Consider the following 25,873-nt stretch of genomic DNA (forward strand, 5'->3'; position numbering starts at 1 on the left):
ATTTGCCCAGGTCGGGCGGGTGCGTATGGGGATGCCCCGGGACGCCATCGGTCGGGCGGTCACGGGTGAAGTGTCCGAAATTGCAGACGATTCTGTGTACTTGGGCGTTCGACGCCCGAGTGAGTACGTGGCAGGCAATTTTCTTGGTTGTACGGGGAGCGGTTGCGTGAAGATCCAGGAGCGTACGGGGGCGGGCGCGGGACGTTCCGCGGCTCCGGCTCAGCCGTCGGTCGGCGACCGGCTTCCCAGCCCTCCTCGCGAGCGCAAACCGGCGCTGGCCGCGCTGGCGGTGCTGCTGATCCTGCTGGGCGCCCTCGGCGCGACGATGCTGGTGCTGCAGGTCGGTGACCGGGTCGAGGCGATCCAGGTGACGGCGGACATCAAGCCCGGTGAGTCCATCACCGACGACAACATCAAGGTCGTCATGGTGAACGACGACTCCGGCGCCGACTTCGTGCCCTGGGACCAGCGTGAGGGCCTGATGAAGCTCCAGGCCAAGTCCACGATCTACGACGGCACCGTCGTCGTGGGCCAGATGTTCGCCAAGAAGTCCGGCATGGAGCAGGGCAAGGCCACGGTCGGTGTCGCCCTCAAGGAGGGCCAGTACCCGAAGGGCCTGGAAGCGGGCGACAACGTCGCCGTCTACCGCGTCGGCAACAAGTCCACCGGCGGCGGGGACCAGGAAGGCGCCTCCGGGTCGGCCGGTGCCGACAGCTCGCTGCTGGTCGAGCGCGCGGTGGTCGAGGACGCCTCCGCCGCCTCGGGCGACAGCATCACCAGCACCAACCTGCCCGTCACGCTGACCGTCGACGCCGCCGACGCCCCGGCGCTGGCGCTGGCCGCGTCCGCGGGCGAGGTCGCCGTCGTTCTGATTCCCGGCAACTAGAAGGCGACCGAAGAAGCCATGGCCCTCATCGCCCTCGCCGCCGACAAGGGTTCCCCCGGCGTCACCACCGCGGCCGTCGCCCTCGCGGCGGTCTGGCCGCGCCGTGTCCTGCTCGCCGAGACCGACCCGGCGGGCGGCGACCTGGTGTACCGGTCGGCCGCCGCGCACGGCGGCCCGCTGAACCCGAACACCGGCATGCTGTCGATCGCCGCGACCGCCCGCCGCGGCCTGGTGCCCGACCAGCTCTGGGACCACGTACAGCCGCTCAGCGGCGGCCTGGAGGTGCTGGTCGGCCTCGGCATCTCCGAGCAGGCCGCCGGGCTCGCGGGCCTGTGGCCCACCCTCGGCCGGGCCTTCGCCTCCCTCGCCGACTCCCCGAACGCCCCCGCCGACGTCATCGCCGACTGCGGCCGTATCAGCGGGGACTCCCCGGCGACCGAGCTGTTCCCGCACGCCTCCCTCGTCCTCCTCCTCTCCCGCACCGAGCCGGAGGCCATCGCCCGGGTCCGGGACCGTGCCACCGCGCTGTCCAACAAGCTGCACGGCGGATCGCGCGGCGCCGCCGGCCTCGGCCTGCCGTTGGTCGGCGTCGTCCTCGTCGCCGACACCAACAACGCCGCCAAGCTCTCCGGCCAGGTCAACGACATGCTGGTGCACGCCCAGACCGGCGCCCGCGTGGTCGGCACGATCGCCGACGACCCGGCCGGCGCCGACCAGTTGGCCGGGCGCAGGCGCGGGCGGCTGGAGAAGTCGCTGCTCATCCGCTCGGCCCGCAAGGTCACCTCGGACCTGTACCAGCAGTTCGGTGCCGCCTGGTCCATGCCCACCGGTCCCGGTCCCGGTACCACAGGTCCCGCAGGTCCCGCAGGTCCCGCAGGTCCCGCAGGCACCGGCATGTCCGGCCACGCGGGGGCCGGCCGATGACCGCTGTCGACCACTCGTTGGTCAAGCGGTTCCGGCAGGACGCCGGCGACCGCATCTCCGAGCAGCGCCGCCAGGACCAGGTCAGCGGCGTCACGCCGATGTCCACCGAGGACGAACGGCACTACGCGCGCGCCGTCATCGCGCAGATACTGGAGGAGTACGCCCGCGCCGAGATCAACGGCGGGCGTACGCCGCTGGACGCGGAGACGGAGGAGGCGTACGCGGCCGCCGTGCACGCCGCGCTCTTCGGCGTCGGGCGGCTCCAGCCGCTCCTCGACGACCCCGAGGTCGAGAACATCGACATCAACGGCTGCGACCACGTCTTCGTCGGCTACTCCGACGGGCGCGAGACGCGCGGCGAGGCCGTCGCCGAGACCGACGAGGAACTCATCGAGCTGATCCAGATCCTCGGCGCCTACTCCGGCCTGTCCTCCCGCCCCTTCGACTCCGCCAACCCGCAGCTGGACCTCAGGCTGCCGGACGGTTCGCGACTGTCGGCGGTCATGGACGTCGCCCGGCGCCCGGCGCTCTCCATCCGCCGCGCCCGCCTGGGCAAGGTCTTCATCTCCGACCTGGTCGGCAACGGCACCCTCACCCCCGAGCTGGGCCACTTCCTGGCCTGCGCGGTCCGGGCCCGCAAGAACATCATGATCGCGGGCGCCACCAACGCCGGAAAGACGACGCTGCTGCGCGCCCTCGCCAACGAGATCCCGCCGCACGAGCGCCTGATCACGGTGGAACGTGCGCTGGAGCTGGGCCTCGACACCTTCGTCGAACTCCACCCCAACGTCGTGGCGTTCGAGGAGCGGCTGCCCAACTCCGAGGGCCAGGGCGCCATCACCATGGCGGAACTGGTCCGCCGTTCGCTCCGCATGAACCCCTCCCGCGTCATCGTCGGTGAGGTGCTCGGCGACGAGATCGTCACCATGCTGAACGCGATGTCGCAGGGCAACGACGGCTCGCTCTCCACGATCCACGCCAACAGCTCGCACGAGGTGTTCAACCGCATCTCCACGTACGCCCTCCAGGCGACCGAGCGGCTGCCGATCGAGGCCAGCCAGATGCTGGTGGCCGGCGCCGTCAACTTCGTCGTCTTCGTCCAGCGACGCAACGACTTCCAGAGCGGCGGCCGTCTCCAGCGCATGGTCACCTCGGTCCGTGAGGTCAACGGCGTCGACGGCCGGGTCCTGTCCAGCGAGGTGTTCGCCGAGACACCCGACGGCCAGGTCGTACCGCACGCCCCCATCGCCTGCCTGGAGGAACTCATCGCCTACGGCTACCGGCCCAACGGAACGTGGGGGTGACGGGGAAGATGCGGATGACCACACTCGCGGCACTGGACTCGCTCGGCTCCATGGGCGGACTGTTCTCCACCACGGTCCTGTACGCGCTCGGCTGCGGTGTCGCCGTCGGCGGCGGCCTGGCCCTCTTCCTCGTCGCCGTACGCGGACTGCCCGCCAAGCCCGAGCACGAGAAGCGGCAGGCCAGCGAGCGCGTCAACGAGCTGATCCGCTGGGCGGGCCGGCGCGGTTCCGCCGCGGCCCTGGCCGGACTCGTCGTCCTGCTCCTGACCCGCTGGGCGGTGCTCGGCATCGCGGCCGGCGTCCTGGTCTTCTTCTGGGACCGCCTCTTCGGCGGCGCCGCCGAGGAACGCGCCGCCATGAAGCGGGTGGAGGCCCTCGCCTCCTGGACCGAGTCACTGCGCGACACCATCGCGGGCGCGGTCGGCCTGGAGCAGGCCATCCCCGCCTCCGCCCGAGCCGCAGCGCCCGTACTCCGTCCCCACCTGGACGCCCTGGTCGACCGGCTGCGCTCGCGCACTCCGCTGCCCGACGCGCTCCAGCATCTCGCCGACGAGATCGACGACGCGTCCGCCGACATCATCGTCGCGGCGCTGATTCTCAACGCACGCCTGCGCGGCCCGGGGCTGCGGCAGGTCCTGGGCGCGCTCGCCAAGTCCGCGCGCGAGGAGGTCGACATGCGCCAGCGCGTGATGGCGCAGCGCGCTTCGACCCGCCGGTCGGTGCAGATCGTGGTGGCGGTGTCGGTGTTGTTCGTCCTCGGCCTGTCCATCTTCAACCGGGACTTCGTCGAGCCGTACGGCTCGCCCGTCGGCCAACTGGTCCTGGTCTGCGTGTGCGGCCTGTTCGCGCTGGGTTTCTGGTGGCTGCGCAAGCTGTCGACCATCGAGACGCCGGAGCGCTTCCTGGTCCGGGACGGCGCCGACGTCCAGTTCGTGCGCCCCCGCACGCCGGGTCAGCCGGGTCACCCCGGTCAGCCCGTACAGCGCCTGCCGCAACCGTCCCAGCCGTCGCCGGCGTCTGGGGACGAGGGGGTACGACGATGAACCTGACCATGCCGGTCCTGGTCGGCGCCGTCACCGGCCTGGGCATCTACGCCCTGGTCCGTGCTCTGATGCCGAGCAGACGCAGCCCGATCCAGCAGGTCGCCCGCATCGACGCGCTGCGGGCGCGTGGAGCGGCGTACGAGTCGTCCCGTGCGGCGAAGGACACCAGCCGTCTCGGTTCGCTGCGGGCCCAGGTCGGCGCCCGGGTCGCCGAGCTGTACCTCCAGCAGGGCTGGGAGCAGCGCTCGCTGCGCGCGGACCTGGCGGTGCTGGACCGCAGCTGGGAGAAGTTCCTGGCGACGAAGGCGCTGCTGGCGGTGGGCGGCCTGTTCTTCGGCCCCTTCCTCTTCGCGATCGTCTGGCAGCTGGGCTTCGGGGACAGCCCGATCATCCCGGTCTGGCTGGCCCTGCTCTGCGCGGCGCTCTTCTTCTTCCTCCCCGACCTGGAGGTACGCCGGGACGCCGCCGACAAACGCCGTGACCTGCGGCGTGTGATCGGGGCGTACCTGGACCTGGTCTCCATGAGCCTGGCCGGCGGCCGCGGCCTGCCGGAGGCGCTGATGGCGGCGGCGGAGGTCTCGGACGGCTGGGCGACCCACCGCATCCGCAACGCGCTGGCCGACGCGCGCATCACGGGCATCAGCCAGTGGCAGGCGCTGGGGCAGCTCGGCGAGGACCTGGGCGTCGAGGAACTCAAGGACCTCTCCGCCTCCCTCGCCCTGGTGGCGGACGACGGCGCCAAGGTCCGCGAGTCCCTCGCCTCCCGCGCCGAGACCATGCGGCACCGCGAACTGTCGGAGATCGAGGGCAGCGCGGGCGAGAAGTCCCAGTCGATGCTCGTGGCCCAGCTCCTGCTGTGCGCCGGGTTCCTGGTGTTCCTGATCTATCCGGCGGCGATGCGGGTGTTCCAGGTGTGACGCAGTCTCCGGCGCGCCCGCCGCAGCCCCGATCCAGCAACTCCGAGCCGCTTCGCTCCCAGAACTGACACGAGAGGACAGAACCCACCATGAACGGACGGAACCTCCGCACCGGCACCACGGGCATCGTGCCCGTCGACTTCCTGATCACCTTCCTGCGGGCCCGTGTGGAGCGCGCCCGCTCCGGCGAGCTCGACCGCGGCGCCTCCGCGGTCGAGTGGGTCATCATCTCCGCGGTCGTCGTCGCGATCGTCGGCGTGGTGGCCGCCATCATCAACGCCGCCCTCAGCGACGGTGCCAACAAGGTCGGCGACTGCATCAAGGGCGCGGACGCGGGCAAGACCTGCTGACCGGCCGTACGCGGCTGTGCGGCTCTACGGCTATAGGCGCTGACGGGGACGACGTGACGGGACGGACGGGGACGAGGATGCCGGGCGCTGTGCGCGGCGTACTCAGGGGCGTACACAGACGGGTGCGCCGCCGGGTGGATGCCGCGCGGGAGGCCGCGACCACCCGCGGCGACGACTCCGGCATGACCGCGATCGAGTTCGTGCTGCTCACTCCGGTCCTGTTCTTCATGATCTTCGCGACGGTCCAGTTCGGCCTCTACTTCTTCGCCGACCACGTGGCGCAGGCCGCGGCCCAGGCGGGCGCGCGCAAGGCCCGCGCGACGGCCGACGCCCAGCCCGGCGCGTGGCGGGGTGAGGCACAGGACGTGGTCGACAGCTACATCCGCCAACTCGGCCCGCAACTGGTCCTGTCTCCCGACGTGAAGATGGTCCAGCCGGAGCAGAACACGGTCGGAGTGGAGATCACGGCACGCATCCCCACGGTCTTCCCGGGCCTGGACCTGACGGTGCACGCACAGTCGATGGGCCCGGTCGAGCGCTTCGTGCAGGAGGGGGGCAACTAGATGAACCCCTTCCGCCTCAGGGGCAGTCGGCCGCACGGCAACAAGAACGGGAATGGGAACGGGAACAAGAACGGGAACGGGAACAAGAACGGGGACGACCGGGGCCTGTCCACCATCGAGGTGGTCATCCTGGCCCCCGTGATGATCCTCTTCATCCTCGTCCTGGTGGCCTTCGGTCAACTCGTCGACGGCCGCGGCGCACTCGACGGCGCCGCCAGGGACGCGGCCCGTGCGGGCTCGATCCAGAAGGACCACGGTACGGCGATGGCGGAGGCGAAGAAGGCCGCCGAGGCCAACCTCGCGGACGTGTGCTCCGGCCCGGTCTCGGTCGTCCAGAAGAGCGCGGGGTTCGAACCGGACACCCTCTTCACGGTCGAGGTGAGCTGCGAGGTGCGTGGCCTGGACTCGATCGGCCTGAACATCCCCACGACCTTGTCGGCGACCTTCAGCTCCCCGCTGGACCCCTACCGGAGGACGGCGTGAGAACCCAGGTACGCGACTGGCTCGCGGACCGGCGCACCCGGCTGGACGACCGCGGCTCGGGCGCCGGCGCGGTCATCATCTTCGCCCTGGTCTTCCTCTCCCTTTCGGCCTTCGTCATCGACGGCGGCATGTCCATCTCCAAGCGGGAACGCGCCGCGGACATCGCCGAACAGGCCGCCCGCTACGCCGCCCAGGACATCGACCGCGAGGCCCTCTACGACGACGTGGGCGGCCCCGCCCCCATCAACTACGAGAACTGCAACGCCCGCGTCAAGGCCTTCGCCGCCGAGATGGACATGACCGGCGCGGACATCGCCGCGACCCACTGCGTCACGGCCGACGCGGCCCAGGTGCAGGTCGAGGTCCAGCTCACGTACTCCCCGGTCTTCACCGGCATGTTCTACGGCGGCGACGTGGTGGTCCACGGCCAGGCGGTGGCGGAGAACGAGGTGGGGTGAGCGGACGCCGGCCCCGGCAGGCGCCTGCACACTCGTGTCCCAGCCGGTCGTCAGCCGAAGTACTTGCGCCCCGACGGGGCGGCCGTCCTCGTCGGCCGGACGGACCGAACCCGCTTCTCGGTCCAGCAGGAGATGCAACGCGACTCGTCGTCGACCTCTCCCCGGAACAGGAACGCGGAGGAGGAGACACCCCGCACGAGGGTCAGTCGCAGGGAGAAGGCCATCGCCAGGACCGGCTTCCGACGGCGCTACTTGTTCCCACCGCCACCTTTGCCTCCTTTCCGCTTGTCCTCCGTCTTCACGGCGTCGTTGACCTTCTTGGTGAGATCGTCGTCGAGCTTCTTGAACTCGCGGACCACGGCGTCCGACATGCCGGCGAGGGCGTCGAGCTGCTGGGTGATGTCCTCGCGGCCGTCCTCCCAGTTGGACTCGAAGTCGCCGAGCGCGTCGTTGACACCGCTGGCACCGATGTCGTCCTTGTAGGACTCGAAGAGCTTCTTCGTATGATTCAGCCGCGTCTTGAGCGACCGCAGCTGGCGACCGTAGTCCTCCAAGTCGCTCAACGGGATCGCGAGGTCGCTCTTGCCCATGGCCCGAAGTCCTCTCTGCGGTTCAGACGGAACAGAACGTGGGGACGGAGATGTACGTCTGCCTCAGCACCATACGAAGAGTACGGCTGTCGCCCTGCGCCACGGGCCTCAGCGAACCCGGGCAAGTCGTGTGGACATGCTGATGCGGGTGGAGACGGACGAAGGGGCGTTGCCCGGTTGGGATTCGCTGACGGTGCGACCGTTGGTGATCGGCCCGGACAACGTGCCGGTGATCGCGAGTGAGCGGGAGGCCGAGAGAGACGTCCCGCTTGCCGTTCTGTCGGCCATGACGCACGGGCGGGGCGCCAAAGCCGCCGCCATACTGGAGCCACTGGCTTTCGCCCTGCGGACCGTCGACGGCGACAGCGCCGCGGTGTTCGGACAGCTCATCGAGTCGTGCCTGGCCGATTCCCGGGCCAAGGAGATCTGGAGGGACCTGATGTCGGAGATCCGCTACTTCTTCAACAACCCGGTGGCCGAGAAGGTCCGTGAGGAAGGCCGCGTGGAGGGGCGGGAAGAGGGCCGGGAAGAGGGCCGGCTCGAGGACCGGGCCGGGATGACCCTCCGGATCCTGGAGTGGCGGGCCATCCCGGTGTCCGAGGCCGTGCGGGAGCGGGTGCTTGCCTGTTCGGACCTGGATCAGCTCGAAGTCTGGGCCCACCGTGCGGTGACCGCCGAGCGGGCCGAGGATCTGTTCAGCGGTTGATGGACTGGATCTCCTGGACTTCCATGTCCTGGGTCGTCTCGAAGGTGCCGTCCGGCAGGTCGCCCTGGGCGCCGCCGGTGCCCTCCCAGGAGATCTCCCAGGTGATCGAGGCCTTCAGCTGGTACGGCTCGCCGTTCGACGCGCGCAGGTAGCGGATGCCGCAGGGCGGCGTCTGGTCGGCCTTGCCCTTCGTGTACGGCGTACCGATGGAGCCGTCGGCGTTGATCTCGCAGTCGCCGGAGGCGGGGAAGGTCTCGGCGTCGGCGGTGCCGGGCTCAAGGTGGAGGGCGACCGGCTTCGCGGTCGTCTCCGCCCACAGCCCCGTGTTGGGCAGCTCGGCGCGGACCTTGACCTCCTTGAAGGTGCCCTTGTCCAACCAGACCCAAGTCGGCAGATTGACGGTGGAACGCGCCTCCGGCTTCAGCTCTACCTCAGTCTCGGGGACCTTGACCTTGTTGTAGGCGTATTCGGCGAGCATCTTCGGGGTGGGGGTGTTCGGGTCGTTCGGGAGCTGGCCCGCGTCGACCCAGAACATGATGCGGCCACAGTCCCAGGAGTCGGGGTCCGAGCCGTCGGGGGCGACTCCGCGCCAGAAGTAGCCGTTCTTGCCGAGGTTGTAGTCCTTGTATCCGTCGGCAGAGCTGTTGGTGGGCGAGTCCAGGTCGAAGTTGTCGGCCGGCTTCTCGTCCCGGTAGTGGTCGGTCCACAGCTCCTCACCCCACCAGGACTCGTGGATGCCGACGTCGCCGCCACCATCCGTCTCCACGAACTTCTTGAGCTGCGCGGGAGTGAAGGCAGGCTCGTACCAGCAGGCGGGTGGCTTCCAGTTGGGATCGACCGTGCCGAGGTTGCCCTGCTTGCCTTTCCCGTCGCCGCCGCTCAGATAGGTGACCTTGATGTGGGACACCGAGGCCGACAGCGTTCCGTTACCGGTGGTGTTACCGCTCGGCTCGTCGGCGGGCGGCACTGTCGTGTTGTCCTCCGGCCCCGCGGCGTGCGCCGTGCCGGCGGACCACAGGACGCCCGCGAGAGCAAGGGCGGACGCCCAACGCAGAGCCAGGGGCCCCGCCATCATCGCCGGCACTCCTTCACGCGCCCCTGTACTTCGATCTGCAGGACCTTCCAGATCTTCTGAGAAGCCTGCGGAGGCTTCATCAGGAGGCGGAACTCCTGGTAGTCGTTGAGGCTGGGCTCGGTGTGCTTGACCTTGTTGGTCTTGACGTTCTTGCCAAAGAACCTGCTCTGGTCCCGGCACATCGTGACGAGCACGCCGCCAGAGTCGCTGACATCAGCGGTCCGCGATTTGTAGTAGCTGTCCGTGCCGGTGGCGGTCCACTCGTCGTCCACCCAGGCCTGGATCTGACCTCTGGCGTATTTGGTGGCATTGCCGAGTGAGTAGAACTCGTAGGCCGGGTCCGCCGGATCCTGGGCGGTGATGCCGTGGTTCAGGGCCAGGATGTAGTTCTCCGCGTTGTCCAGGGCCGACGCGTGGCGGTCGTCGGAGGGCTGGGCGTCGTCGAACTCGACCTTCAGGTCGGTCGGCAGGCTCAGGTCCGGTTGGTCGCCCGCCCCCGGGGCCGACTTCGAAGCCGAGGGGCTGCTCGCCCCCGTCTCCGCCCCCTTGATGTCGTCCGGCGAGGAATCCTCCCCGCCGCAGGCGGTCAGGAGCAGGGCCGCCGTCGCGGCGAAGGTGGCGGCGGTCATGGTGAAGGCGCTGCGGGCCACTGGTGTTCCCCCCGGGATACGGCGTGTGCGACAGGGAACGAAGCTACCAGCGAGGCGTGCATGGCCTCTGACCGGTTTTCGGTGATTGTGTGCGGAGTGTGAAGAGGGTGCCCGCAGAAGGGGGCAAACGGCGTGAAGGGGGCGGACGTTGTGATGTGGGCCTCCCTCGCCCCTTCGCCGCCGCCGGTGGGAGTCCATAAGATCTCGGTAGGCTCAGCACACCCCTCCTACCGGACGCCCCCGCGGCCTTCGCCGCCCACGACCACGACCCAGGACTCCGCCCATGCCGCGACGCCGCACCACCAGCTCGTCAAGCTCGACGGCACCATCGGCACCCTCGGCTCCGAGAAACCGCACGCCCCAGCCCGTGCGGGTGCGGCGGCGGACGTTCGGGGACTTCGTCAAGGCGTTCCTCGCGCTTGTCGTGCTGGCGGGGCTGGTCGTCGGGGTGCCGTTCGCGCTGGCCGTGACCGCGGGATGGCCGTTCCCAGGGGGTGCGCCGAGCCTCGACTGGCTGCAGCGTGAGATCACCGTCACCACCTTCCTGCACATCCTGACCGTCATCGTCTGGCTCGCCTGGGCGCAGTTCACCGCCTGTGTGCTCGTCGAGGTCAAGGCCGCGCTGTCCGGCGTCGGGGTACCGGGGCGGGTGCCGGGGTCGGGGCCCAGTCAGTTGCTCGCCCGGCAGCTGGTCGCCGCTCTGCTCCTCGTCGGCGCCACCGCGGCGAGCCTCACGCCGGGGCTGTCGCAGCTGGGGCAGAGCCTGGAGGGGAACCAGAAGCCGTCCGTCGCCGCCGCCCAGCAGACGCCGGGGATCTTCGCCCAGCAGCAGGAGCAGGCGGCCGCCACCGCGGGCGCCCTCGCCGAGCAGGCGGGACAGGCGGGCCAGGCCGCCGCCCGTGCCGACGGCGGCGCCTCCGCGGCCCACGGCGACACGAAGTACTACCGGATCCAGCCGCCCGAAGGGCGTCACCACGACTCCCTCTGGGAGGTGGCCGAACGGCACCTCGGTGACGGGCGGCGGTACAAGGAGATCTTCGAGCTCAACAAGGACCGGGTGCAGCCCGACGGGTCCCGGCTGTCGGAGGCCTCGCTCATCCGGCCCGGCTGGATCATGGAGATGCCCGGCGACGCCCGCGGCGGCGAACTGGTCGAGATGCCCGACGAGGCGCCGAACGTCTCCGAGCAGGTGCAGCAGCAGATCAGCGACTACGCCCAGACCGGGGACCACGCCCAGGGAAGCGGCGGCGGTGACGTCCAGGTCTCCCTGCCCGAGCAGCGGCCCGCGCCCACGCCCGCCAACCCCGCGAACCCCGTCACGCCGGCCACTCCCGTCCCCGGCACCGGGCAGGAGCACGCCACCCCCGCCGCCGGACAGGCCGGGGACTCCTTCGGGCTGCCCGAGGCGCTGCTTGCCGCGCCCCTGCTCGCCGCCGGTCTCCTCGGCGCCCTCGGGCGGCGGCGCCGGCAGGCGATGTGGCAGTCGGCGCTCGGCGCGGTCGGCGGACGGCGCGGCATGGAGCCGCCCACGCCGACCGGCGACGCCCAGGACGTCCAGGACGCGCTGCTCGTCGGCGCCGACCCCGAGGGCGTACGCCTGCTCGACCGGTCGCTGCGCGGGCTGGCCGCCTCCCTCACCGCCGAGTCCCGCCCGCTGCCCGTGGTCTACGCGGCCTGGATGAGCGGCAACGGCGACCTGCACCTCCAGCTCGCCCAGCCCGCCGGGAAGCCGCCCGCGCCCTGGCGGCAGGGGCAGGACCAGACCTTCTGGATGCTGGCCCGCGCCGACGCCGAGGGGTACGAGGAGGCCGAGACGGCCGCGCCGTACCCCGGGCTCGTCAGTCTCGGCACCATGGACGACTCCCGGCTGCTGCTCAACCTGGAGGCCGTGCCCGGCATCGTGTCGCTCGGCGGTACCGAGGCCGACCGGGCCGCCGTGTTCGCGTCGGTCGCCGCCGAACTGGCCACCAACGGCTGGTCGGACCGTATGACCATCACCCTGGTCGGGTTCGGGGACGATCTCACGCCCCTCGCACCCAACCGGATCCGCCATCTCGACGGGTTCGAGGACCTCTTCGAGACCATGTCCGCCGAGACCCGGCAGCGGCGCGGCGCGCTCGGCACCGCCGGGCACGACTCGGTGCTCACCGGCCGTACCGGGCCCGCCCAGCACACGCGCTGGGCCCCGCACCTCGTCCTGCTGGCCGCCCAGCCTTCCGACGACGACGCGATGCGACTGGCCGAACTCGCCGCCGACGCCGGTCGGCTCGGCATCGGCTACCTCGTCGGCACCGAGGGCACCGACCTGCCCGGCGCCGCCTGGGAGATGGAGATCACCGGCGAGGGCCGCCTGCTCGCGCCGCTGCTCGGGCTCGAACTGGACGCCCAGATGCTGCCGGCCGCCCAGCGGCGTGCCGTCGTCGAGCTGTTCACCGACGCCGACCCCGGCTCCGACCCCGGCTCCGGCCCCGGCTCCGTGGGCGGGTCCGGCCGGCCGGCCAACGCCCCGCCGTTCCTCGTCGACATCAGCGAGCAGGGGCGGCCCGCGGTGTACGCCCGCCTCGTCGGGTCGTACGAGATCATCGGCCTGGACGCGCCCGACGGTGAGCGCAGCGCCCTTCTGCACGAGGCGCTGGCGCTGCTTCTGCTGCACCGCGAGGGGGTCCACCCGCGGGTGCTGTCCTCCGCGCTGTGGCCGCGCGGCGTGACGGCGGACGTGCGCGACGCGCTGCTGGAGCGGCTGCGGGCCTGGCTCGGCTCCGACCCCGACGGCACCCCCCGGCTCGGCACCGACACCACCGGCCGGCTCACCCTCGCCAAGTCCGTCGTCTCCGACCTCGACGTCCTGCGCTCCCTCTACTACGAGGCCACGCAGGGCCGGGGCGCAGGCAGCCGACAGGTGCGCGGGCGGCTGCTCACCGACGCGCTGGTGCTGGTGCGCGGGCCGCTGCTCGCCGACCGGCCCGAGGGCCGCTACCGCTGGCTCACCCACGAGATCGTCGACGCCCAGCTCCCGCTGCTCGTCGCCGACACCGGCCTGGCGCTCTCCGAGTTCCACCTGGAGAAGGACCGCGCGGAGAAGGCCATCGAGGCGCTGAACGCGGCGCTGCGCACCGCCCCCGCCGACGAACGCCTGTGGCACGAGCTGCTGCGCGCCACGCACACCACCGGGGATCCCGGCCGGCTGCGCGCCCTCGCCGCCGACCTCGTCACCCGCAGTGGGGCCCGCGGGGTGCCGCCGCGCACCGAGGCACTGCTCGACGAGCTGCTGCCGACCTGGCGCGAGGGCGTCTCCGCCGCCGGATGAGCATCGACACCGCCGTCGACTCCGCCGTCGACACCGCCATCGACATCGCCCTCGACTCCCCGATCGACATCGGCCTCGTCATCGTCCTCGTCGCCGCGCTGTGGGGCGCGGCGACGGGCGCGTTGCTGCCCCGCGCGGCCTACCGGTTCGCCGCCCCGTCCGGGGAGGCGTGGCGCGAGCGGTGCCCGCAGGGGCATCCCGTCAAGGGCTGGCTCGGCCGGGCCCGGTGCGGGCAGTGCCCGGCCGGTCAGGCGTCCTACGGACCCCGTACCGCGTCCCTCGCCGTCGCCACCGCCCTGGTCTGCGCCGCCCTCGCCGCCGCCACCGGGACCCGGCCGGAGGTGGCCGTCTGGCTGCTGCTCGCCCCGGCCGGCGTGCTGCTGGCCGTCGTCGACCTGAAGGTACGGCGGCTGCCCGACCCGCTCACTCTGCCGCTCGCCGGCGCCGCGCTCGTCCTGCTCGGGCTCATCGCGCTCCTGCCCGAGCACGCGGGGGAGTGGACGACCGCCCTGCTGGGCGCCCTCGCCCTCGGCGCCGGCTACCTCGTGCTGTTCCTCATCAACCCGGCCGGCATGGGCTTCGGCGACGTCAAGCTCGCCCTCACGGCCGGCGCCGTCCTCGGCTGGTACGGCTGGCCCACCCTGATGCTGGGCACCTTCGCCGGGTTCCTGCTCGGGGCGTTGTACGGCGGCGCCCTCCTCGTCGCCCGGCGCGCGCACCGCAAGACGGCCATCCCCTTCGGGCCCTTCCTCATCGCGGGCGCCTTCCTCGGCGTCCTGGCCGGGGCGTACGCGGCCTGACCACGAGCGGGCGAAACGCCTGGCGTACGCTGGTCGCGTCCGTCCACAACCCTTACGAACCTTGCGAAAGGGACGCCGGTGACCGAGAAGGCCGACCTTCAGCCCATCCTCGACCGCGCCGCCGCCGGTGGGCGGATCACCCCCGAAGAGGCGCTCGACCTCTATCGCGACGCCCCGCTGCACGCGCTGGGCGCCGCCGCCGACGCCGTACGCAGGCGCCGGTACGCCGGTACGGAGCACATCGCCACGTACATCATCGAGCGGAACATCAACTACACGAACGTGTGCGTCACGGCGTGCAAGTTCTGCGCCTTCTACGCGGCCCCCAAGGACACCAAGAAGGGCTGGACCCGCGACCTCGACGACATCCTGCGCCGCTGCGCGGAGACGGTCGAGCTGGGCGGCACGCAGATCATGTTCCAGGGCGGCCACCACCCGGACTACGGCGTCGAGTACTACGAGAAGCACTTCGCCGCCATCAAGAAGGAGTTCCCCCAGCTCGTCATCCACAGCCTGGGGGCGAGCGAGGTCGAGCACATGGCGCGGATCTCGGGTGTCTCGGTCGAGGAGGCCGTCACCCGCATCCACGCCGCCGGGCTCGACTCCTTCGCCGGGGCCGGTGCGGAGCTGCTGCCCGAGCGGCCGCGCAAGGCCATCGCACCGCTGAAGGAGTCCGGCGAGCGCTGGCTGGAGATCATGGAGATCGCGCACGGGCTGGGCGTCGAGTCGACGTCCACCATGCTGATGGGCACCGGCGAGACCAACGCCGAGCGCATCGAGCACCTGCGGATGATCCGGGACGTGCAGGACCGCACCGGCGGCTTCCGCGCCTTCATCCCGTACACCTACCAGCCCGAGAACAACCACCTGAAGGGCCGTACGCAGGCCACGCTCTTCGAGTACCTGCGGATGATCGCCATCGCCCGCGTGTTCCTCGACAACGTCGCCCACATCCAGGGCTCCTGGCTGACCACCGGCAAGGAGGTCGGCCAGCTCTCCCTGCATTACGGCGCGGACGACCTCGGCTCGATCATGCTCGAGGAGAACGTCGTCTCCTCCGCGGGCGCCAGGCACCGGTCCAACCGGCTGGAGATCATCGACCTGATCCGCAAGGCGGGGCGGGTCCCGGCGCAGCGGGCGACGACGTACGAGCACCTCGTCGTGCACGACGACCCGGCGAACGACCCCGTCGACGAGCGCGTCGTCTCCCACATCTCCTCCACGGCGATCGAGGGCGGCACGGCCCACCCCGAGCTGAAGCTGCTCGCCCCCAACTGAGGCCGCCGTGCTGACGATCCACGCCTGCGAAGCCTCGCCCGGGACGGCCGTCGTGGTCGACGGCGCGCACATCGCGGCCGTCGGCCCGTACGAGGCTCTGGCCGCCGATCACCCGCGGGCGCGGGTGCGCCGGTGGCCCGGCATCCTGACGCCCGGGCTGCTCAACCCGTACGGCCCGGAACTGCTGGAGCAGGCGTACCACCCCGATCCGCGCGAAGCGGACCGGCTGGGCACCGAGCCGATCTTCGGGCAGCGCGGGCTCGCCCTCCTCGGCGCGGACCCGTCCGCGCGGGGCGCCAGTGCGCGCCGAGGGGTACAACGCATGCTGGCGCACGGCACCGTCGCCGTCGCCGGAGAGCTGCGGGGCCGTGCGGCCCTGGATGCGGTGCGCGGAGCGGGGCTCGCCCTGGCGGGGCGTCCGGCCTCCCTGCCCGGGCCCGCGTCCTTCTCGCCGGTGCCGCTGGTGCTGCTCCCCGGGCTCGCTCCCGGGAAGCCCGCCCGGTTCGCGGTGTTCGACGTACCCGACCGGGCCGCGCTCGTGCGGGACGGCGCGTCCACGTGCGTGGCCACCGTCGTGGGCGGCCGTCTGGTGTACCGGGGGCGCTGAGCGCGCGGTCCGCGGGGCTCGTCCCGTCCGACAGGTCTACGCGCCGAACGCCGTCCCGAACGCCCCGTCCTCCTGTGCCACGCCGCTGCACGTGGTGAGCGCGTCGGTGGCCGGCGCGTCCTCGGCGCACTGCTTGTCCCGGAACGCCGCCCACATCGACACCCAGGCGATGCCCTTCTCCTCGGCGAAGGCACGGACTTCGGCGGCGTCCGCGAGCGTGAAGGTCTCCCCGGCGACGTCGTTGACGCCGAGCATCGAGGTGAGCGCCATGCCCCGCCAGGCGTCCGCGTCGGACGTGCCGAAGACCTTCCTCAGCTGGGTGTGGGCGGCCTTCGCCGAGGTGAGGGCGTAGTCACCCATGTCGTCGGTGTACGACTCGCCGTAGTTCATGGTCATGAGGTTGACCGCGGAGACCTGTACGCCGTGGTCGTTGGCCGACGCCAGCAGCGCGAGGCCGTCGGTGTCCAGGCCCGAGGGCATCACCGGGAGGGTGAAGGAGACCTCCAGGCCGTCCCGTTGCTCCTGGAGCAGCGCGATCGCCTCCGAGCGCAGGGCGACGGAGCCGGCGTCGGTCAGCGCGTCGCCCTCGATGTCGAAGTCCGCCCGCGTCGAACCGGCCGCGTCCAGGGCGGTGCCGTACGCCGCCGCCAGTGCCGAGGCGCTGTCGCAGGCCGCCGCCAGCTCCGTGCCGGAGGCGCCGCCGAAGGAGACGCGGACGGTGGCGCCGGACGACTTGAGCTCCGCGACGCGGGAGGCGACGGAGGTGTCGTCGATGTCCTGGACGCCGTTCCAGCGGGGGGTGCAGTCGCCGTCCGAGGGCGAGATGACGAACGCCAGGTTGTACGTCGCCGGGGAGCCCGCCGTGTCGGTGGCGGAGGCGGTGGTGGCGCTGACGTAGGGGGCGTAGGCGGTGGTTGTGGTGGAGGGGGCGGACGGTGCGGCAGGGGCCGCGTCGGTGGTGCCGGTTCCGCCGTCCTGTCCCGTGCAGCCCGCGGTGGTCAGGGCGAACAACAGGGCGCACCCGGCTGCCGCGTTCCGGTGAGCCCTCATGAGCGCACTCTCCCGTTCTCGTCGTCGGACAAGTGAAGGTGGCACGCGTTCCTGGGGCTTCGCTGAGGAAACGGAACGCTTCGACGCCATCTCTCAGGAAACGGACAGGACGGGTCGCTTTTCACCGGGATCTCTCAAGAAATTGCCAGTTGGCGACAGGAAAGGCTCCCTAACGTCCGGGGGCATGCACTCCGAGCCTGCCTCCGCCTCCCGCGCCGCCCCGCGCGGTCGCCGTCGTAAACGCGGCAAAGGGTCCGCCGAGGGGCCCGTGTTCGTCGACAGCACCGGACGACGGGCCCGGCTGCTGCGCCGGCTCGGGCTCCTGATCGGGGCCGTGTGCGTCGGTTACACGGCCGTCCTCGGCCTGGCCTTCATGGGCGTCGGCATCTCGGTCAACCCGTCCTCGCTGCTGCCCTTCGGCGGTGGAGGTGGAGGTGGCGGCGGTGGGCCGGAGGGCGGGCCGGGCCCCGGTGGCGGCACGCGTCCTCAGGGCGGCGTCGCTCCCACGGGTGTCCCGCCGAGCCCCGCGCCCTCCGTTTCCCCCAGCGCGGTGCTCAGTACCGCTCCCGGTACCGCTCCCAGCACCGCATCCACCTCCGCCCTCACCGACTGACCGGACGCCCCCACCTCATGACCACGCCCACCACGCCTCCCCCCACCCCGCCCGTGCGGGGCCGCCGCCGTGCCCCCTCCCGGATGGAACGGGCCGCCGGCCGGGCCGCCGCGCTGCAACGCCCGCGCGTCCTCCTCGCCCTGCTCCTCCTGCTCGCGCTGACCTGCGTGATGCTCCTCGACGGCTATCTGCGCGCGGAGGTCGGCGGCGACCAGCGCGTACGCACCGGGGCCTCGGCGAGCGACGTCCCCGAAGACGTGCTCGACGGCGGGCCGATCCTGTCCTTCCCCGGCGGACAGGCCACCACCGTCTCCGTCCCGGACAAGACGATCGTGCTGACCTTCGACGACGGCCCCGACCCCACCTGGACGCCGCAGGTGCTGGAGATCCTGGAGAAGTACGACGTGCCCGGCACGTTCTTCCTGGTCGGCTCGATGGTCGCGCGCCACCCGGGGATCGTGCGGGACATGGTCGAGCAGGGCAACGAGGTGGGCGTCCACACCTTCACCCACGTCGACCTCTCCTACCAGAGCCAGGCCCGCGTCACCCGCGAGATCGAGCAGACCCAGCTCGCCCTGGCGGGTGCGGCCGGCATCACCACCACGCTGTTCCGGGCGCCGTACTCCTCCCAGACGGACGCCATCGACAACTACAGCTGGCCCGTCTACGAGAGCCTCGGTGAGGACGGCTACACCAGCGTCTTCATCGACACCGACAGCGACGACTGGAAACGGCCCGGCGTCTCGAAGATCGTCGATTGGGCCACGCCGGAGGACGACGAGGGGGCCTCCGTCCTCTTCCACGACGCAGGGGGCGAGCGGTCGCAGACGATCGAGGCGCTGCCGAAGTACATCGAGAAGATGAAGGCGAAGGGCTACACCTTCACCACCGTCAGCGGTGTCATGGCCGAGCAGCAGCGACAGCAGCGACAGCAGTCACAGCAGTCACAGCAGTCACAGTCACAGCAGCCACAGCAGGCCGGAGGCGGTCTTCAGGCCGCCCATCACAAGGCCACCGGCGCCACGCTCTACGAGGGCAGGGCGCTGATCGCGGCCGTCGCCGTGGCCGAGTGGACGGTCCCCGCGCTGTCGGTCGGGCTGGTGGTTGTGGGCGTGGCCGTCATGGGCCGGTTCGCGATGATGCTGCTCCTCGCCCGCCGTCACTACCGGCAGCGCAACAGACGCCGGTTCGGCTGGGGCCCGCCCGTCACCGGGCCGGTGAGCGTGATCGTCCCGGCGTACAACGAGAAGGAGTGCATCGAGGCGACGTTGCGGTCCCTCGCGCGCAGCACGCACCCCGTCGAGATCATCGTCGTGGACGACGGGTCGACGGACGGCACGGCCGAGATCGCCGAGTCCCTGGGGCTGCCGGGCGTCCGGGTCGTGCGGCAGGCCAACGCGGGCAAGCCCGCCGCCCTCAACAACGGTGTCCGGCACGCCCGGTACGACATCGTCGTGATGATGGACGGCGACACCGTCTTCGAGCCCGACACCGTACGGCACCTGGTGCAGCCCTTCGCCGACCCCGGTGTCGGCGCGGTCGCGGGCAACGCCAAGGTCGGCAACCGGCGCACCCTCATCGGCGCCTGGCAGCACATCGAGTACGTGATGGGCTTCAACCTCGACCGGCGCATGTACGACCTGCTGCGCTGCATGCCGACCATCCCGGGCGCGATCGGCGCGTTCCGGCGCGAGGCGGTCCTCCAGGTCGGCGGCATGAGCGACGACACCCTCGCCGAGGACACCGACATCACCATCGCCCTGCACCGCGCGGGATGGCGGGTGGTCTACGAGGAGCACGCCCGCGCCTGGACGGAGGCGCCGGGGTCGCTCGGCCAGCTCTGGTCGCAGCGCTACCGCTGGTCGTACGGCACGATGCAGGCGCTGTGGAAGCACCGCCGGTCGCTGACGGACAAGGGGCCCTCGGGCCGCTTCGGGCGGGTCGGGATGCCGCTGGTGGTGCTCTTCCAGGTGGTCACGCCGGTCTTCGCCCCGCTCATCGACGTGTTCACCCTCTACTCGATGCTGTTCGTCGACTTCCGCGCGGCGCTCCTCGCGTGGCTCGCGGTGCTGGGCGTGCAGCTGGTGTGCGCGGCGTACGCCTTCCGGCTCGACCGGGAGAAGTACCGGTACCTGCTGATGATGCCGCTCCAGCAGCTGGCGTACCGGCAGATGATGTACCTCGTCCTCATCCACTCCTGCGTCACCGCCCTGACCGGCGGGCGGCTGCGCTGGCAGAAACTGAAACGGACCGGCGAGGTCGGGACGCCGGCGGGGACTTCGGGGACCGGCTGATGGGGGCGCACAGCAAAGGCGCCGGACGTACGGTGCGGGCCGTGCGCGCCGAAGGGGGTGCCCCGGCGCCGGGCCGGGACCGGTACTTCGACGTCCTGCGCGCCCTCGCCCTCGTCCGGGTCGTCGCGTACCACGCCTTCGGCTGGCCCTGGGCAGGGCTGGTCTTTCCTTCCATGGGTGTCATGTTCGGGCTGGCCGGCACCCTGATGGCGCGCTCGCTCCAGCGGCCCGCGGCGGCGGTGCTGAGGAGCCGGCTGCGCCGCCTGCTGCCGCCGTTCTGGTGCTGGGGCCTGTTCGTGGTGGGCGCGATGCTGACGCGCGGCTGGATGCCGGGGTGGCAGATCGTCTACTGGGTCGTGCTGCTCGGCGACCCGCCGGGCAGCGCGTGGGGCGAGCAGGCCTGGGAGATCCTCTGGTACCTCAGGACGTATCTGTGGTTCGTCCTGCTCTCTCCGCTGCTGCTGCGGGTCTTCCGGCTCGCGCCCGTGCCGGTGCTGCTGCTGTCCCTCGCGCCGGTCGTGGCGTTCCAGTTTCTCTGGCGGCCGCCGGAGAACCGCTTCGGCACCGGGCTGCTCGACCTCGCCACGTACCTCTTCTGCTGGCTCCTCGGCTTCGCGCACCGCGACGGCGTGCTGGGACGGCTGAAGCCGGCCGCGGTCGTCGTCCTGTCGCTCGCGGCCCTCGCCTGCGGCGCCTGGTACGCCTTCGCGCACCGGGGCGAGTACGGCACCTACGACCTCGACGACATCCCGCTCGCGCAGGCCTTCTGGTCGGCCGGGTTCGTGACGCTGCTGATGTACTGCAAGGCGCGGCTCGGGGGCACCCTCCCGGGACCGGTCCGGCTGCGGCGGCTGGACCGGCTGGTCACGGTGTTCAACGCCCGCGCGGTGACCATCTACCTCTGGCACGAGCTGGCTCTCGTCCTGGCCGTGCCGCTGATCGACCGGTTCTGGGACGTGCCCGCCTTCGAGGCGTACCTGCCGCTGGAGAGCCAGTGGTTCCTGCTCGGGGTGGGCTGGATCCTGATCGCGGGGTTCGTGCTGCTGTTCGGGTGGGTGGAGGACGTCGCCGCGCGGAAGAGGCCGCGCCTGCTGCCGTGAGCTGTGTGCCGTGTGCCGTGTGCCGTGTGCCGTGTGCCGTGTGCCGTGAGCCGGGGGCTGCGGCTCCGGGGCGCGGGGCGGGGCTGCAACAATGGGCCCGTGACCCGCGCTTCCCTGAACAAGCAGCCGCACGAAGTCGCCTCGATGTTCGACCACGTCGCGGAACGGTACGACCTGACCAACGCCGTGCTCTCGCTCGGCCAGGACCGGGCGTGGCGCAAGGCGGTCGCCAGAGCCGTCGACGCCCGCCCGGCACAGAAGGTCCTGGACCTGGCGGCCGGCACGGCGACCTCGTCCCTCCCCTTCGCCCGCACCGGCGCCTACGTCGTCCCCTGCGACTTCTCCCAGGGCATGCTCCAGGTCGGCAAGGAACGGCACTCCTGGCTGCCGTTCACCGCGGGCGACGCGACGCGCCTGCCGTTCAAGGACGACGTCTTCGACGCCGTCACCATCTCCTTCGGGCTGCGCAACGTCCAGGACACGGACGCCGCGCTGCGCGAGATGTACCGGGTGACGCGGCCCGGCGGCCGGGTCGTCATCTGCGAGTTCTCGCACCCGACCTGGGCGCCGTTCCGCACCGTCTACACCGAGTACCTGATGCGCGCCCTGCCGCCGGTGGCCCGCGCGGTGTCGTCCAACCCCGACGCGTACGTCTACCTCGCCGAGTCCATCCGGGCCTGGCCCGACCAGGCGGCGCTCGCCGGGCGGCTGGGCAAGGCCGGCTGGTCCAGGGTCGCGTGGCGCAACCTGACGGGCGGCGTGGTGACGCTGCACCGCGGGTTCAAGGCGGGCTGACGGCGGCGCAGTAGGAGGGCGGTCCCCCCGGCTCCGCCAGCTCCCGGCGGAGCCCGCCCGGCGGAGGAGGCGGCACACGCGGCTCGCGGACGCCCCCGCCGCCCTCACCCTCCCCGAAGTCGAACCACACGTACACCGTCGACTCCCGGAGCACCTGCGCCCCGGGCCGCGGATACTGGCGTACGACGTGGTCGACAACGGCGGCCCGGAGATCGGGCCGGTCCGGCGCGTACAGGGACAGGCCCTGTCCGTGCGCGGTCTCGTACGCGTCCACGGCCATCAGTCCGACCAGGCGCGGTACGAGGACATCGGGTTTCTCGGATACCAGGCGCACGGACGTCACCCCCAGCGGTACCCGGCAGACTAGCGCCGCCGGGCACCGCCTGGAAGCGTCAAGTGGCTGACTGTGACAGTTGGTTACTCTGCGTCATTCCGGGTCTCGCTCCTGGTACAGGTCGAGGCGGTAGCAGTGCCCCCGCTGCTCCGAGGACGGGCCCGAGGGCGAGTCCGAGGACGAGCTCGAGGGCGGGATCGTGAAGACCTCGGCGAGCCGCATGCCCAGCCGCTCCGTGACCGCGATGGACCGGGCGTTGCGCGCGTTGACCATCGCGACCACTTCCGCCACACCCGTACCGCGGACCCGCTCCAGCGTCTGCCGCGCGGCCGCCGTGACGTACCCCTTGCCCCAGTGTGCCCGGCCGAGCCGCCAGCCGATCTCGATCTCGCCCTTGGGGCCCCAGTCGCCCGGCCACGGCTGGGCGCCGGTGAACCCTATGACCTGCCCGGACTGGTCCACCATGGTCCACAGGCAGAAGCCGTGCTCGGCGTCGTGCCGGCGCTGGCGGGCGGTCAGCTCCTCGTAGACGGACAGCTCCGCCGCCCTCCCGCCGTGGAACTCCATGACGTCCGGGTCGTCGAAGATCCGGTGCCAGGCGACGGCGTCCTCGTCGGTGGGGACGCGCAACCGTACAACGGGGAGAGGTCGCTTCACTGGGCAGCCCTTCAGCCGGGTGGTCGGTGACGCTGAATAGACTGCCCATGACCAGTGCCGGTCGGCACGCAGATTCCGAACTTGGGGAGATCCCGCCGTGACCGTCGAGACTGAGCCGCTCTCCGAGAACACCGCCGACGTGATCGTCGTGGGCGCGGGGCCGGCCGGCTCCACGACCGCCTACCACCTGGCCAGGTCGGGACTCGACGTCCTGCTCCTCGAGAAGACCGCGTTCCCCAGGGAGAAGGTCTGCGGCGACGGCCTCACCCCGCGCGCGGTCAAGCAGCTCGTCGCCATGGGCATCGACATCTCCGAGGAGGCCGGCTGGCTGCGCAACAAGGGCCTGCGCATCATCGGCGGCGGCTCGCGCCTGCAGCTGGACTGGCCGGATCTGGCCTCCTTCCCCGACTACGGACTCGTCCGCAAGCGCGACGACTTCGACGAGCAGCTCGCCCGGCAGGCCCAGAAGGCCGGCGCGCGCCTGTACGAGCGCTGCAACGTCGGTGCGCCGATCGTCGACGACCGCACCGGCCGCATCACCGGCGTCCACGCCAAGCTGGGCGAGGACAAGCGCGAGGTCACCTTCCACGCGCCGCTGGTCGTGGCCGCCGACGGCAACTCCACCCGGCTGTCCCTGGCGATGGGCCTGCACCGCCGCGAGGACCGCCCCATGGGGGTCGCCGTCCGCACCTACTTCACTTCGCCCCGCCACGACGACGACTACCTGGAGTCCTGGCTGGAGCTGTGGGACCGGCGCGGTGCGCAGGACCGCCTGCTGCCGGGCTACGGCTGGGTCTTCGGCATGGGCGACGGCACCTCCAACGTCGGCCTGGGCGTCCTGAACACCTCCGCCGCCTTCAAGGAACTGGACTGGCGCGAGATCCTCAAGGCCTGGTGCGCGTCCATGCCCGAGGACTGGGGCTACACCCCGGACAACATGACCGGCCCGATCCGCGGCGCCGCGCTGCCCATGGCCTTCAACCGCCAGCCCCACTACACCAAGGGACTGCTCCTCGTCGGCGACGCCGGCGGCCTGGTGAACCCCTTCAACGGCGAGGGCATCGCCTACGCCATGGAGTCCGGCCAGATCGCCGCCGACGTCGTCGTCCAGGCCCACGCGCGGGCGACGCCGGCCCAGCGCGAGATCGCCCTGCTGCGCTACCCGCGCGTCCTGAAGGACACCTACGGCGGCTACTACAACCTGGGCCGCGCCTTCGTGAAGCTCATCGGCAACCCGAAGGTCATGCAGATCGCGACCCAGCGCGGCCTCACCCACCCGATCCTGATGAAGTTCACCCTGAAGATGCTCGCCAACCTGACGGACCCGACGGGTGGCGACGCGATGGACCGCATCATCAACGGACTGAGCAAGGTCGCGCCGAAGGCGTGAATCCAGGGCCCGGCCTGAGACCGGGCCCTGGAACCGGGCCCTGAGACGGGGCCCGGGGGCCGGTCAGGCGGCGAAGGCCGCGGCGTTGGCGGCCCGGCGCGCGAAGACCTCCTCGCGCCGGTCCGCAGACTGCCGCAGCGCCGCCTTCCGCTCCCGGCCGGAGAGCCGGTCCAGGTAGACGTGCCCGTTCACGTGGTCGGTCTCGTGGGCGAGGCAGCGCGCGAAGTAGCCGGTGCCCTCGACGAGGAGCGGCGCGCCGTCCTTGTCCAGGCCGCGCACGACGGCCCGGTCGGGCCGCGGTACGGCCATGACGGCGCCCGGCACCGACAGGCACCCCTCGCCCTCGTCGAGCAGTCGGCGCGCGGCCGGGTCGAGGGCGTCGAGGACAGGATTGACGATGTGCCCGACATGTCGGACACCGTCGTCGTCCGGGCAGTCGTAGACGAACAGGCGCAGGTCGAGACCGACCTGATTGGCCGCCAGTCCGGCCCCCTCCGCGACGTACATCGTGCGGAACATGTCGTCGATCAGCGCGGCGAGGTCGGGCCCGAACTCGGTGACGTCCCGGCACGGCCGGTGCAGCACCTCCTCGCCGACCTCGGTGACGCGCCGCACGGCTCCGCGCCGGGCCTCGGGCGCGAACGGGGGGTAGGAGGCGGTGGGCCGCCCCTGGACGAAGACACTCGGCATGACGTTCTCTCCCTCGGCTCGTGGACGGGCCGGTGGGAACCGGCCCGCGCCGAGCATGCCAGGACAGGACGGAGGGCCGCAGCCCCCGAGCGGCTGCGGCCCTTTCGCGCGTGTACGGGTGGGTGCGGCTTACAGCACGCGCACCGCGCCGCTCGGCGGGTCGTAGGAGAGCGGCTTCTCGACGACGCCGGTGGAGGAGTTCTGCGCGCCGACGAACATGCCGCCGCCGACGTAGACACCCACGTGGTACGCGCTGCCCGCGCCGCCCCAGTAGAGGATGTCGCCCGGCTGGAGGTTGTCCAGGCCGACCTGGGTGCCGGCCGTCGACTGCGCCTGGGAGACGCGGGGCAGGCTGATGCCGACCTGCTTGAAGGCGGCCTGCACGAGACCGGAGCAGTCGTAGGCGGACGGACCGGTGGCGCCGGAGACGTACGCCTTGCCGACCTGGGCCTGCACGAAGGAGACGACGGCGGCGGCCGAACCGGTGGCCGTGGAGCTGCCGGTGCTGCTGCCACCCGTGCCGGTGGAGGAGCCCGTGTCCGCGGAGGCGCTCAGGGTGGTGCGCTCGGCGGTGCGCGAGGCGCGCTCGGCGGCCTCCTTGCGCGCGGCCTCCTCGGCCTTCTTCTTGGCTTCCGCGGCCTTCTTCTTGGCCTCGGCGAGGTCCGTCTTGGCCTGCTTGGCGGCCTTGGCGGCCGCAGCGTCACGCTCGGCCTGCAGCTGGTAGCTCGCGGCCGCCTGCTGCGTGACGTCCGCGGACTGGGCGACCTGAGCGGCCAGGTCGGCCGTCAGGGTGGGCAGTTCGAGGGTCTGCGTCACGGGTTCGGCCGCGTGGGCCGCCCCCGACGCACCGGCCACTGCCAGGGTGCTGAGGACGCCACCGGCAACTCCGGTCCGCATCGCGATCGTCGACGCGCTGCGGCGGGGCTTCCGGTGGCTGCGTATGTGAGCGGTGTGGGACATAGGGACAACCGGTATCAGTAGCTCCTCCATACCTTCAAGAAACGTGTGC

General features: G+C 71.6%; 27 protein-coding genes and 1 pseudogene. 19 read left to right on the forward strand and 9 right to left on the reverse strand.

Translation table 11 applies throughout. The annotated features are described in order from the left end of the window. Window positions 1-166 precede the first annotated feature (166 nt). From ACZ7MF_RS01965 to ACZ7MF_RS02005, 9 genes are all read left to right on the forward strand, one after another. Window positions 167-886 (forward strand): hypothetical protein, encoded by a 720-nt coding sequence (locus ACZ7MF_RS01965; RefSeq protein WP_356855420.1) that lies wholly within the window; start codon window positions 167-169, stop codon window positions 884-886. Between the two features lie 18 nt (window positions 887-904). Beyond that, on the forward strand, window positions 905-1,810 hold the full coding sequence (locus tag ACZ7MF_RS01970) for a hypothetical protein (protein WP_471473959.1): 906 nt from the start codon (window positions 905-907) through the stop codon (window positions 1,808-1,810). After that, the gene (locus ACZ7MF_RS01975; protein ID WP_471473960.1) at window positions 1,807-3,114 is read left to right on the forward strand and encodes a CpaF family protein; all 1,308 of its coding nucleotides are present in this window, start codon (window positions 1,807-1,809) and stop codon (window positions 3,112-3,114) included. Before ACZ7MF_RS01970 ends, ACZ7MF_RS01975 begins: the two co-directional genes overlap by 4 nt. Window positions 3,115-3,164: 50 nt before the next feature. After that, on the forward strand, window positions 3,165-4,157 hold the full coding sequence (locus tag ACZ7MF_RS01980; protein ID WP_471475170.1) for a type II secretion system F family protein: 993 nt from the start codon (window positions 3,165-3,167) through the stop codon (window positions 4,155-4,157). Then, on the forward strand, window positions 4,154-5,074 hold the full coding sequence (locus ACZ7MF_RS01985; protein ID WP_356855414.1) for a type II secretion system F family protein: 921 nt from the start codon (window positions 4,154-4,156) through the stop codon (window positions 5,072-5,074). Before ACZ7MF_RS01980 ends, ACZ7MF_RS01985 begins: the two co-directional genes overlap by 4 nt. 89 nt (window positions 5,075-5,163) lie before the next feature. Continuing rightward, on the forward strand, window positions 5,164-5,424 hold the full coding sequence (locus ACZ7MF_RS01990; protein ID WP_016326983.1) for a hypothetical protein: 261 nt from the start codon (window positions 5,164-5,166) through the stop codon (window positions 5,422-5,424). Between the two features lie 77 nt (window positions 5,425-5,501). Continuing rightward, window positions 5,502-5,987 (forward strand): TadE family protein, encoded by a 486-nt coding sequence (locus tag ACZ7MF_RS01995; protein WP_471473962.1) that lies wholly within the window; start codon window positions 5,502-5,504, stop codon window positions 5,985-5,987. Beyond that, window positions 5,988-6,470, forward strand: a complete 483-nt coding sequence (locus ACZ7MF_RS02000; protein ID WP_471473963.1) for a TadE/TadG family type IV pilus assembly protein — start codon at window positions 5,988-5,990, stop codon at window positions 6,468-6,470. Further along, window positions 6,467-6,928 carry a TadE/TadG family type IV pilus assembly protein gene (locus ACZ7MF_RS02005; RefSeq protein WP_471473964.1) on the forward strand — a complete coding sequence of 154 codons (462 nt, stop codon included), beginning with the start codon at window positions 6,467-6,469 and terminating at the stop codon, window positions 6,926-6,928. Before ACZ7MF_RS02000 ends, ACZ7MF_RS02005 begins: the two co-directional genes overlap by 4 nt. Window positions 6,929-6,978: 50 nt before the next feature. On the opposite strand, the gene ACZ7MF_RS02010 is transcribed toward ACZ7MF_RS02005, so the two are convergent. Continuing rightward, window positions 6,979-7,152 carry a hypothetical protein gene (locus ACZ7MF_RS02010; protein ID WP_471473966.1) on the reverse strand — a complete coding sequence of 58 codons (174 nt, stop codon included), beginning with the start codon at window positions 7,150-7,152 and terminating at the stop codon, window positions 6,979-6,981. A gap of 24 nt (window positions 7,153-7,176) precedes the next feature. After that, window positions 7,177-7,518 (reverse strand): hypothetical protein, encoded by a 342-nt coding sequence (locus ACZ7MF_RS02015; protein ID WP_471473967.1) that lies wholly within the window; start codon window positions 7,516-7,518, stop codon window positions 7,177-7,179. A 169-nt stretch (window positions 7,519-7,687) separates the two neighbouring features. On the opposite strand from ACZ7MF_RS02015, the pseudogene ACZ7MF_RS02020 reads away from it, so the two are divergent. Then, window positions 7,688-8,224 (forward strand): annotated as a pseudogene (locus ACZ7MF_RS02020) (hypothetical protein); the annotation flags it as partial. Here ACZ7MF_RS02020 and ACZ7MF_RS02025 read toward each other — a convergent pair. Continuing rightward, on the reverse strand, window positions 8,214-9,299 hold the full coding sequence (locus ACZ7MF_RS02025) for a hypothetical protein (RefSeq protein ID WP_471473968.1): 1,086 nt from the start codon (window positions 9,297-9,299) through the stop codon (window positions 8,214-8,216). The pseudogene ACZ7MF_RS02020 and the gene ACZ7MF_RS02025 overlap by 11 nt on opposite strands. Next, the gene (locus tag ACZ7MF_RS02030) at window positions 9,296-9,949 is read right to left on the reverse strand and encodes a hypothetical protein (protein WP_471473969.1); all 654 of its coding nucleotides are present in this window, start codon (window positions 9,947-9,949) and stop codon (window positions 9,296-9,298) included. Before ACZ7MF_RS02030 ends, ACZ7MF_RS02025 begins: the two co-directional genes overlap by 4 nt. Before the next feature lie 283 nt (window positions 9,950-10,232). Between ACZ7MF_RS02030 and ACZ7MF_RS02035 the strand changes: the two genes are divergently transcribed. The 4 genes from ACZ7MF_RS02035 to ACZ7MF_RS02050 all read left to right on the forward strand — a co-directional run bounded on the left by ACZ7MF_RS02035 (window position 10,233) and on the right by ACZ7MF_RS02050 (window position 15,941). Further along, complete coding sequence (locus ACZ7MF_RS02035; RefSeq protein ID WP_471473971.1) at window positions 10,233-13,256, forward strand: BTAD domain-containing putative transcriptional regulator; 3,024 nt, start codon at window positions 10,233-10,235, stop codon at window positions 13,254-13,256. Then, entirely contained in the window at window positions 13,253-14,056 is an 804-nt protein-coding gene (locus tag ACZ7MF_RS02040; RefSeq protein ID WP_471473972.1) for a prepilin peptidase, read from the forward strand. The genes ACZ7MF_RS02035 and ACZ7MF_RS02040 overlap by 4 nt, the downstream gene beginning before the upstream one ends. 78 nt (window positions 14,057-14,134) lie before the next feature. After that, window positions 14,135-15,334 (forward strand): cyclic dehypoxanthinyl futalosine synthase, encoded by a 1,200-nt coding sequence (gene mqnC, locus ACZ7MF_RS02045; RefSeq protein WP_471473973.1) that lies wholly within the window; start codon window positions 14,135-14,137, stop codon window positions 15,332-15,334. A gap of 7 nt (window positions 15,335-15,341) precedes the next feature. Beyond that, window positions 15,342-15,941 carry an imidazolonepropionase-like domain-containing protein gene (locus ACZ7MF_RS02050; RefSeq protein WP_471473975.1) on the forward strand — a complete coding sequence of 200 codons (600 nt, stop codon included), beginning with the start codon at window positions 15,342-15,344 and terminating at the stop codon, window positions 15,939-15,941. A gap of 36 nt (window positions 15,942-15,977) precedes the next feature. Here ACZ7MF_RS02050 and ACZ7MF_RS02055 read toward each other — a convergent pair whose 3' ends face one another. Next, entirely contained in the window at window positions 15,978-16,991 is a 1,014-nt protein-coding gene (locus ACZ7MF_RS02055; RefSeq protein ID WP_471473976.1) for a chitinase, read from the reverse strand. A 184-nt stretch (window positions 16,992-17,175) separates the two neighbouring features. Here ACZ7MF_RS02055 and ACZ7MF_RS02060 point away from each other — a divergent pair, with 184 nt between their 5' ends. The 4 genes from ACZ7MF_RS02060 (at window position 17,176) to ACZ7MF_RS02075 (ending at window position 21,793) form a co-directional block, all read left to right on the forward strand. Further along, a complete protein-coding gene (locus ACZ7MF_RS02060) occupies window positions 17,176-17,604 on the forward strand; it encodes a hypothetical protein (RefSeq protein ID WP_471473977.1) in 429 nt (142 codons plus the stop codon). Window positions 17,605-17,621: 17 nt separating this feature from the next. Further along, on the forward strand, window positions 17,622-19,898 hold the full coding sequence (locus ACZ7MF_RS02065) for a bifunctional polysaccharide deacetylase/glycosyltransferase family 2 protein (protein WP_471473979.1): 2,277 nt from the start codon (window positions 17,622-17,624) through the stop codon (window positions 19,896-19,898). Beyond that, on the forward strand, window positions 19,898-20,998 hold the full coding sequence (locus ACZ7MF_RS02070; RefSeq protein ID WP_471473981.1) for an acyltransferase family protein: 1,101 nt from the start codon (window positions 19,898-19,900) through the stop codon (window positions 20,996-20,998). Before ACZ7MF_RS02065 ends, ACZ7MF_RS02070 begins: the two co-directional genes overlap by 1 nt. A 99-nt stretch (window positions 20,999-21,097) precedes the next feature. Continuing rightward, on the forward strand, window positions 21,098-21,793 hold the full coding sequence (locus tag ACZ7MF_RS02075; RefSeq protein WP_471473982.1) for a demethylmenaquinone methyltransferase: 696 nt from the start codon (window positions 21,098-21,100) through the stop codon (window positions 21,791-21,793). On the opposite strand, the gene ACZ7MF_RS02080 is transcribed toward ACZ7MF_RS02075, so the two are convergent. Continuing rightward, on the reverse strand, window positions 21,780-22,127 hold the full coding sequence (locus ACZ7MF_RS02080) for a PASTA domain-containing protein (RefSeq protein WP_471473983.1): 348 nt from the start codon (window positions 22,125-22,127) through the stop codon (window positions 21,780-21,782). The two genes, ACZ7MF_RS02075 and ACZ7MF_RS02080, sit on opposite strands and share 14 nt — an antisense overlap. Window positions 22,128-22,220: 93 nt before the next feature. Then, window positions 22,221-22,784: a GNAT family N-acetyltransferase gene (locus tag ACZ7MF_RS02085; RefSeq protein WP_471473985.1), complete on the reverse strand. Its 564-nt coding sequence runs from the start codon at window positions 22,782-22,784 to the stop codon at window positions 22,221-22,223. Window positions 22,785-22,881: 97 nt separating this feature from the next. Here ACZ7MF_RS02085 and ACZ7MF_RS02090 point away from each other — a divergent pair, with 97 nt between their 5' ends. Further along, window positions 22,882-24,174 (forward strand): geranylgeranyl reductase family protein, encoded by a 1,293-nt coding sequence (locus ACZ7MF_RS02090; RefSeq protein ID WP_471473986.1) that lies wholly within the window; start codon window positions 22,882-22,884, stop codon window positions 24,172-24,174. A gap of 63 nt (window positions 24,175-24,237) precedes the next feature. On the opposite strand, the gene def is transcribed toward ACZ7MF_RS02090, so the two are convergent. Further along, window positions 24,238-24,864 (reverse strand): peptide deformylase, encoded by a 627-nt coding sequence (gene def / locus ACZ7MF_RS02095; RefSeq protein WP_471473987.1) that lies wholly within the window; start codon window positions 24,862-24,864, stop codon window positions 24,238-24,240. 129 nt (window positions 24,865-24,993) lie between these two features. Beyond that, the gene (locus ACZ7MF_RS02100; protein WP_471473989.1) at window positions 24,994-25,824 is read right to left on the reverse strand and encodes a C40 family peptidase; all 831 of its coding nucleotides are present in this window, start codon (window positions 25,822-25,824) and stop codon (window positions 24,994-24,996) included. Window positions 25,825-25,873 lie beyond the last annotated feature (49 nt).

This window comes from Streptomyces sp. NPDC111628 (genome assembly GCF_055635195.1).

Coding starts and splice junctions, on each gene's coding strand:
- ACZ7MF_RS02035 (WP_471473971.1), top strand. CDS start 10,233: ATGCCGCGACGCCGCACCACCAGCTCGTCAAGCTCGACGGCACCATCG.
- ACZ7MF_RS02010 (WP_471473966.1), bottom strand. CDS start 7,152: ATGGCCTTCTCCCTGCGACTGACCCTCGTGCGGGGTGTCTCCTCCTCC.
- def (WP_471473987.1), bottom strand. CDS start 24,864: ATGCCGAGTGTCTTCGTCCAGGGGCGGCCCACCGCCTCCTACCCCCCG.
- ACZ7MF_RS02015 (WP_471473967.1), bottom strand. CDS start 7,518: ATGGGCAAGAGCGACCTCGCGATCCCGTTGAGCGACTTGGAGGACTAC.
- ACZ7MF_RS02100 (WP_471473989.1), bottom strand. CDS start 25,824: ATGTCCCACACCGCTCACATACGCAGCCACCGGAAGCCCCGCCGCAGC.
- ACZ7MF_RS01990 (WP_016326983.1), top strand. CDS start 5,164: ATGAACGGACGGAACCTCCGCACCGGCACCACGGGCATCGTGCCCGTC.
- ACZ7MF_RS02055 (WP_471473976.1), bottom strand. CDS start 16,991: ATGAGGGCTCACCGGAACGCGGCAGCCGGGTGCGCCCTGTTGTTCGCC.
- ACZ7MF_RS02070 (WP_471473981.1), top strand. CDS start 19,898: ATGGGGGCGCACAGCAAAGGCGCCGGACGTACGGTGCGGGCCGTGCGC.
- ACZ7MF_RS02040 (WP_471473972.1), top strand. CDS start 13,253: ATGAGCATCGACACCGCCGTCGACTCCGCCGTCGACACCGCCATCGAC.
- ACZ7MF_RS01980 (WP_471475170.1), top strand. CDS start 3,165: ATGGGCGGACTGTTCTCCACCACGGTCCTGTACGCGCTCGGCTGCGGT.
- ACZ7MF_RS02000 (WP_471473963.1), top strand. CDS start 5,988: ATGAACCCCTTCCGCCTCAGGGGCAGTCGGCCGCACGGCAACAAGAAC.
- ACZ7MF_RS02065 (WP_471473979.1), top strand. CDS start 17,622: ATGACCACGCCCACCACGCCTCCCCCCACCCCGCCCGTGCGGGGCCGC.
- ACZ7MF_RS02060 (WP_471473977.1), top strand. CDS start 17,176: ATGCACTCCGAGCCTGCCTCCGCCTCCCGCGCCGCCCCGCGCGGTCGC.
- ACZ7MF_RS01995 (WP_471473962.1), top strand. CDS start 5,502: ATGCCGGGCGCTGTGCGCGGCGTACTCAGGGGCGTACACAGACGGGTG.
- ACZ7MF_RS01970 (WP_471473959.1), top strand. CDS start 905: ATGGCCCTCATCGCCCTCGCCGCCGACAAGGGTTCCCCCGGCGTCACC.
- ACZ7MF_RS01975 (WP_471473960.1), top strand. CDS start 1,807: ATGACCGCTGTCGACCACTCGTTGGTCAAGCGGTTCCGGCAGGACGCC.
- ACZ7MF_RS02025 (WP_471473968.1), bottom strand. CDS start 9,299: ATGATGGCGGGGCCCCTGGCTCTGCGTTGGGCGTCCGCCCTTGCTCTC.
- ACZ7MF_RS01985 (WP_356855414.1), top strand. CDS start 4,154: ATGAACCTGACCATGCCGGTCCTGGTCGGCGCCGTCACCGGCCTGGGC.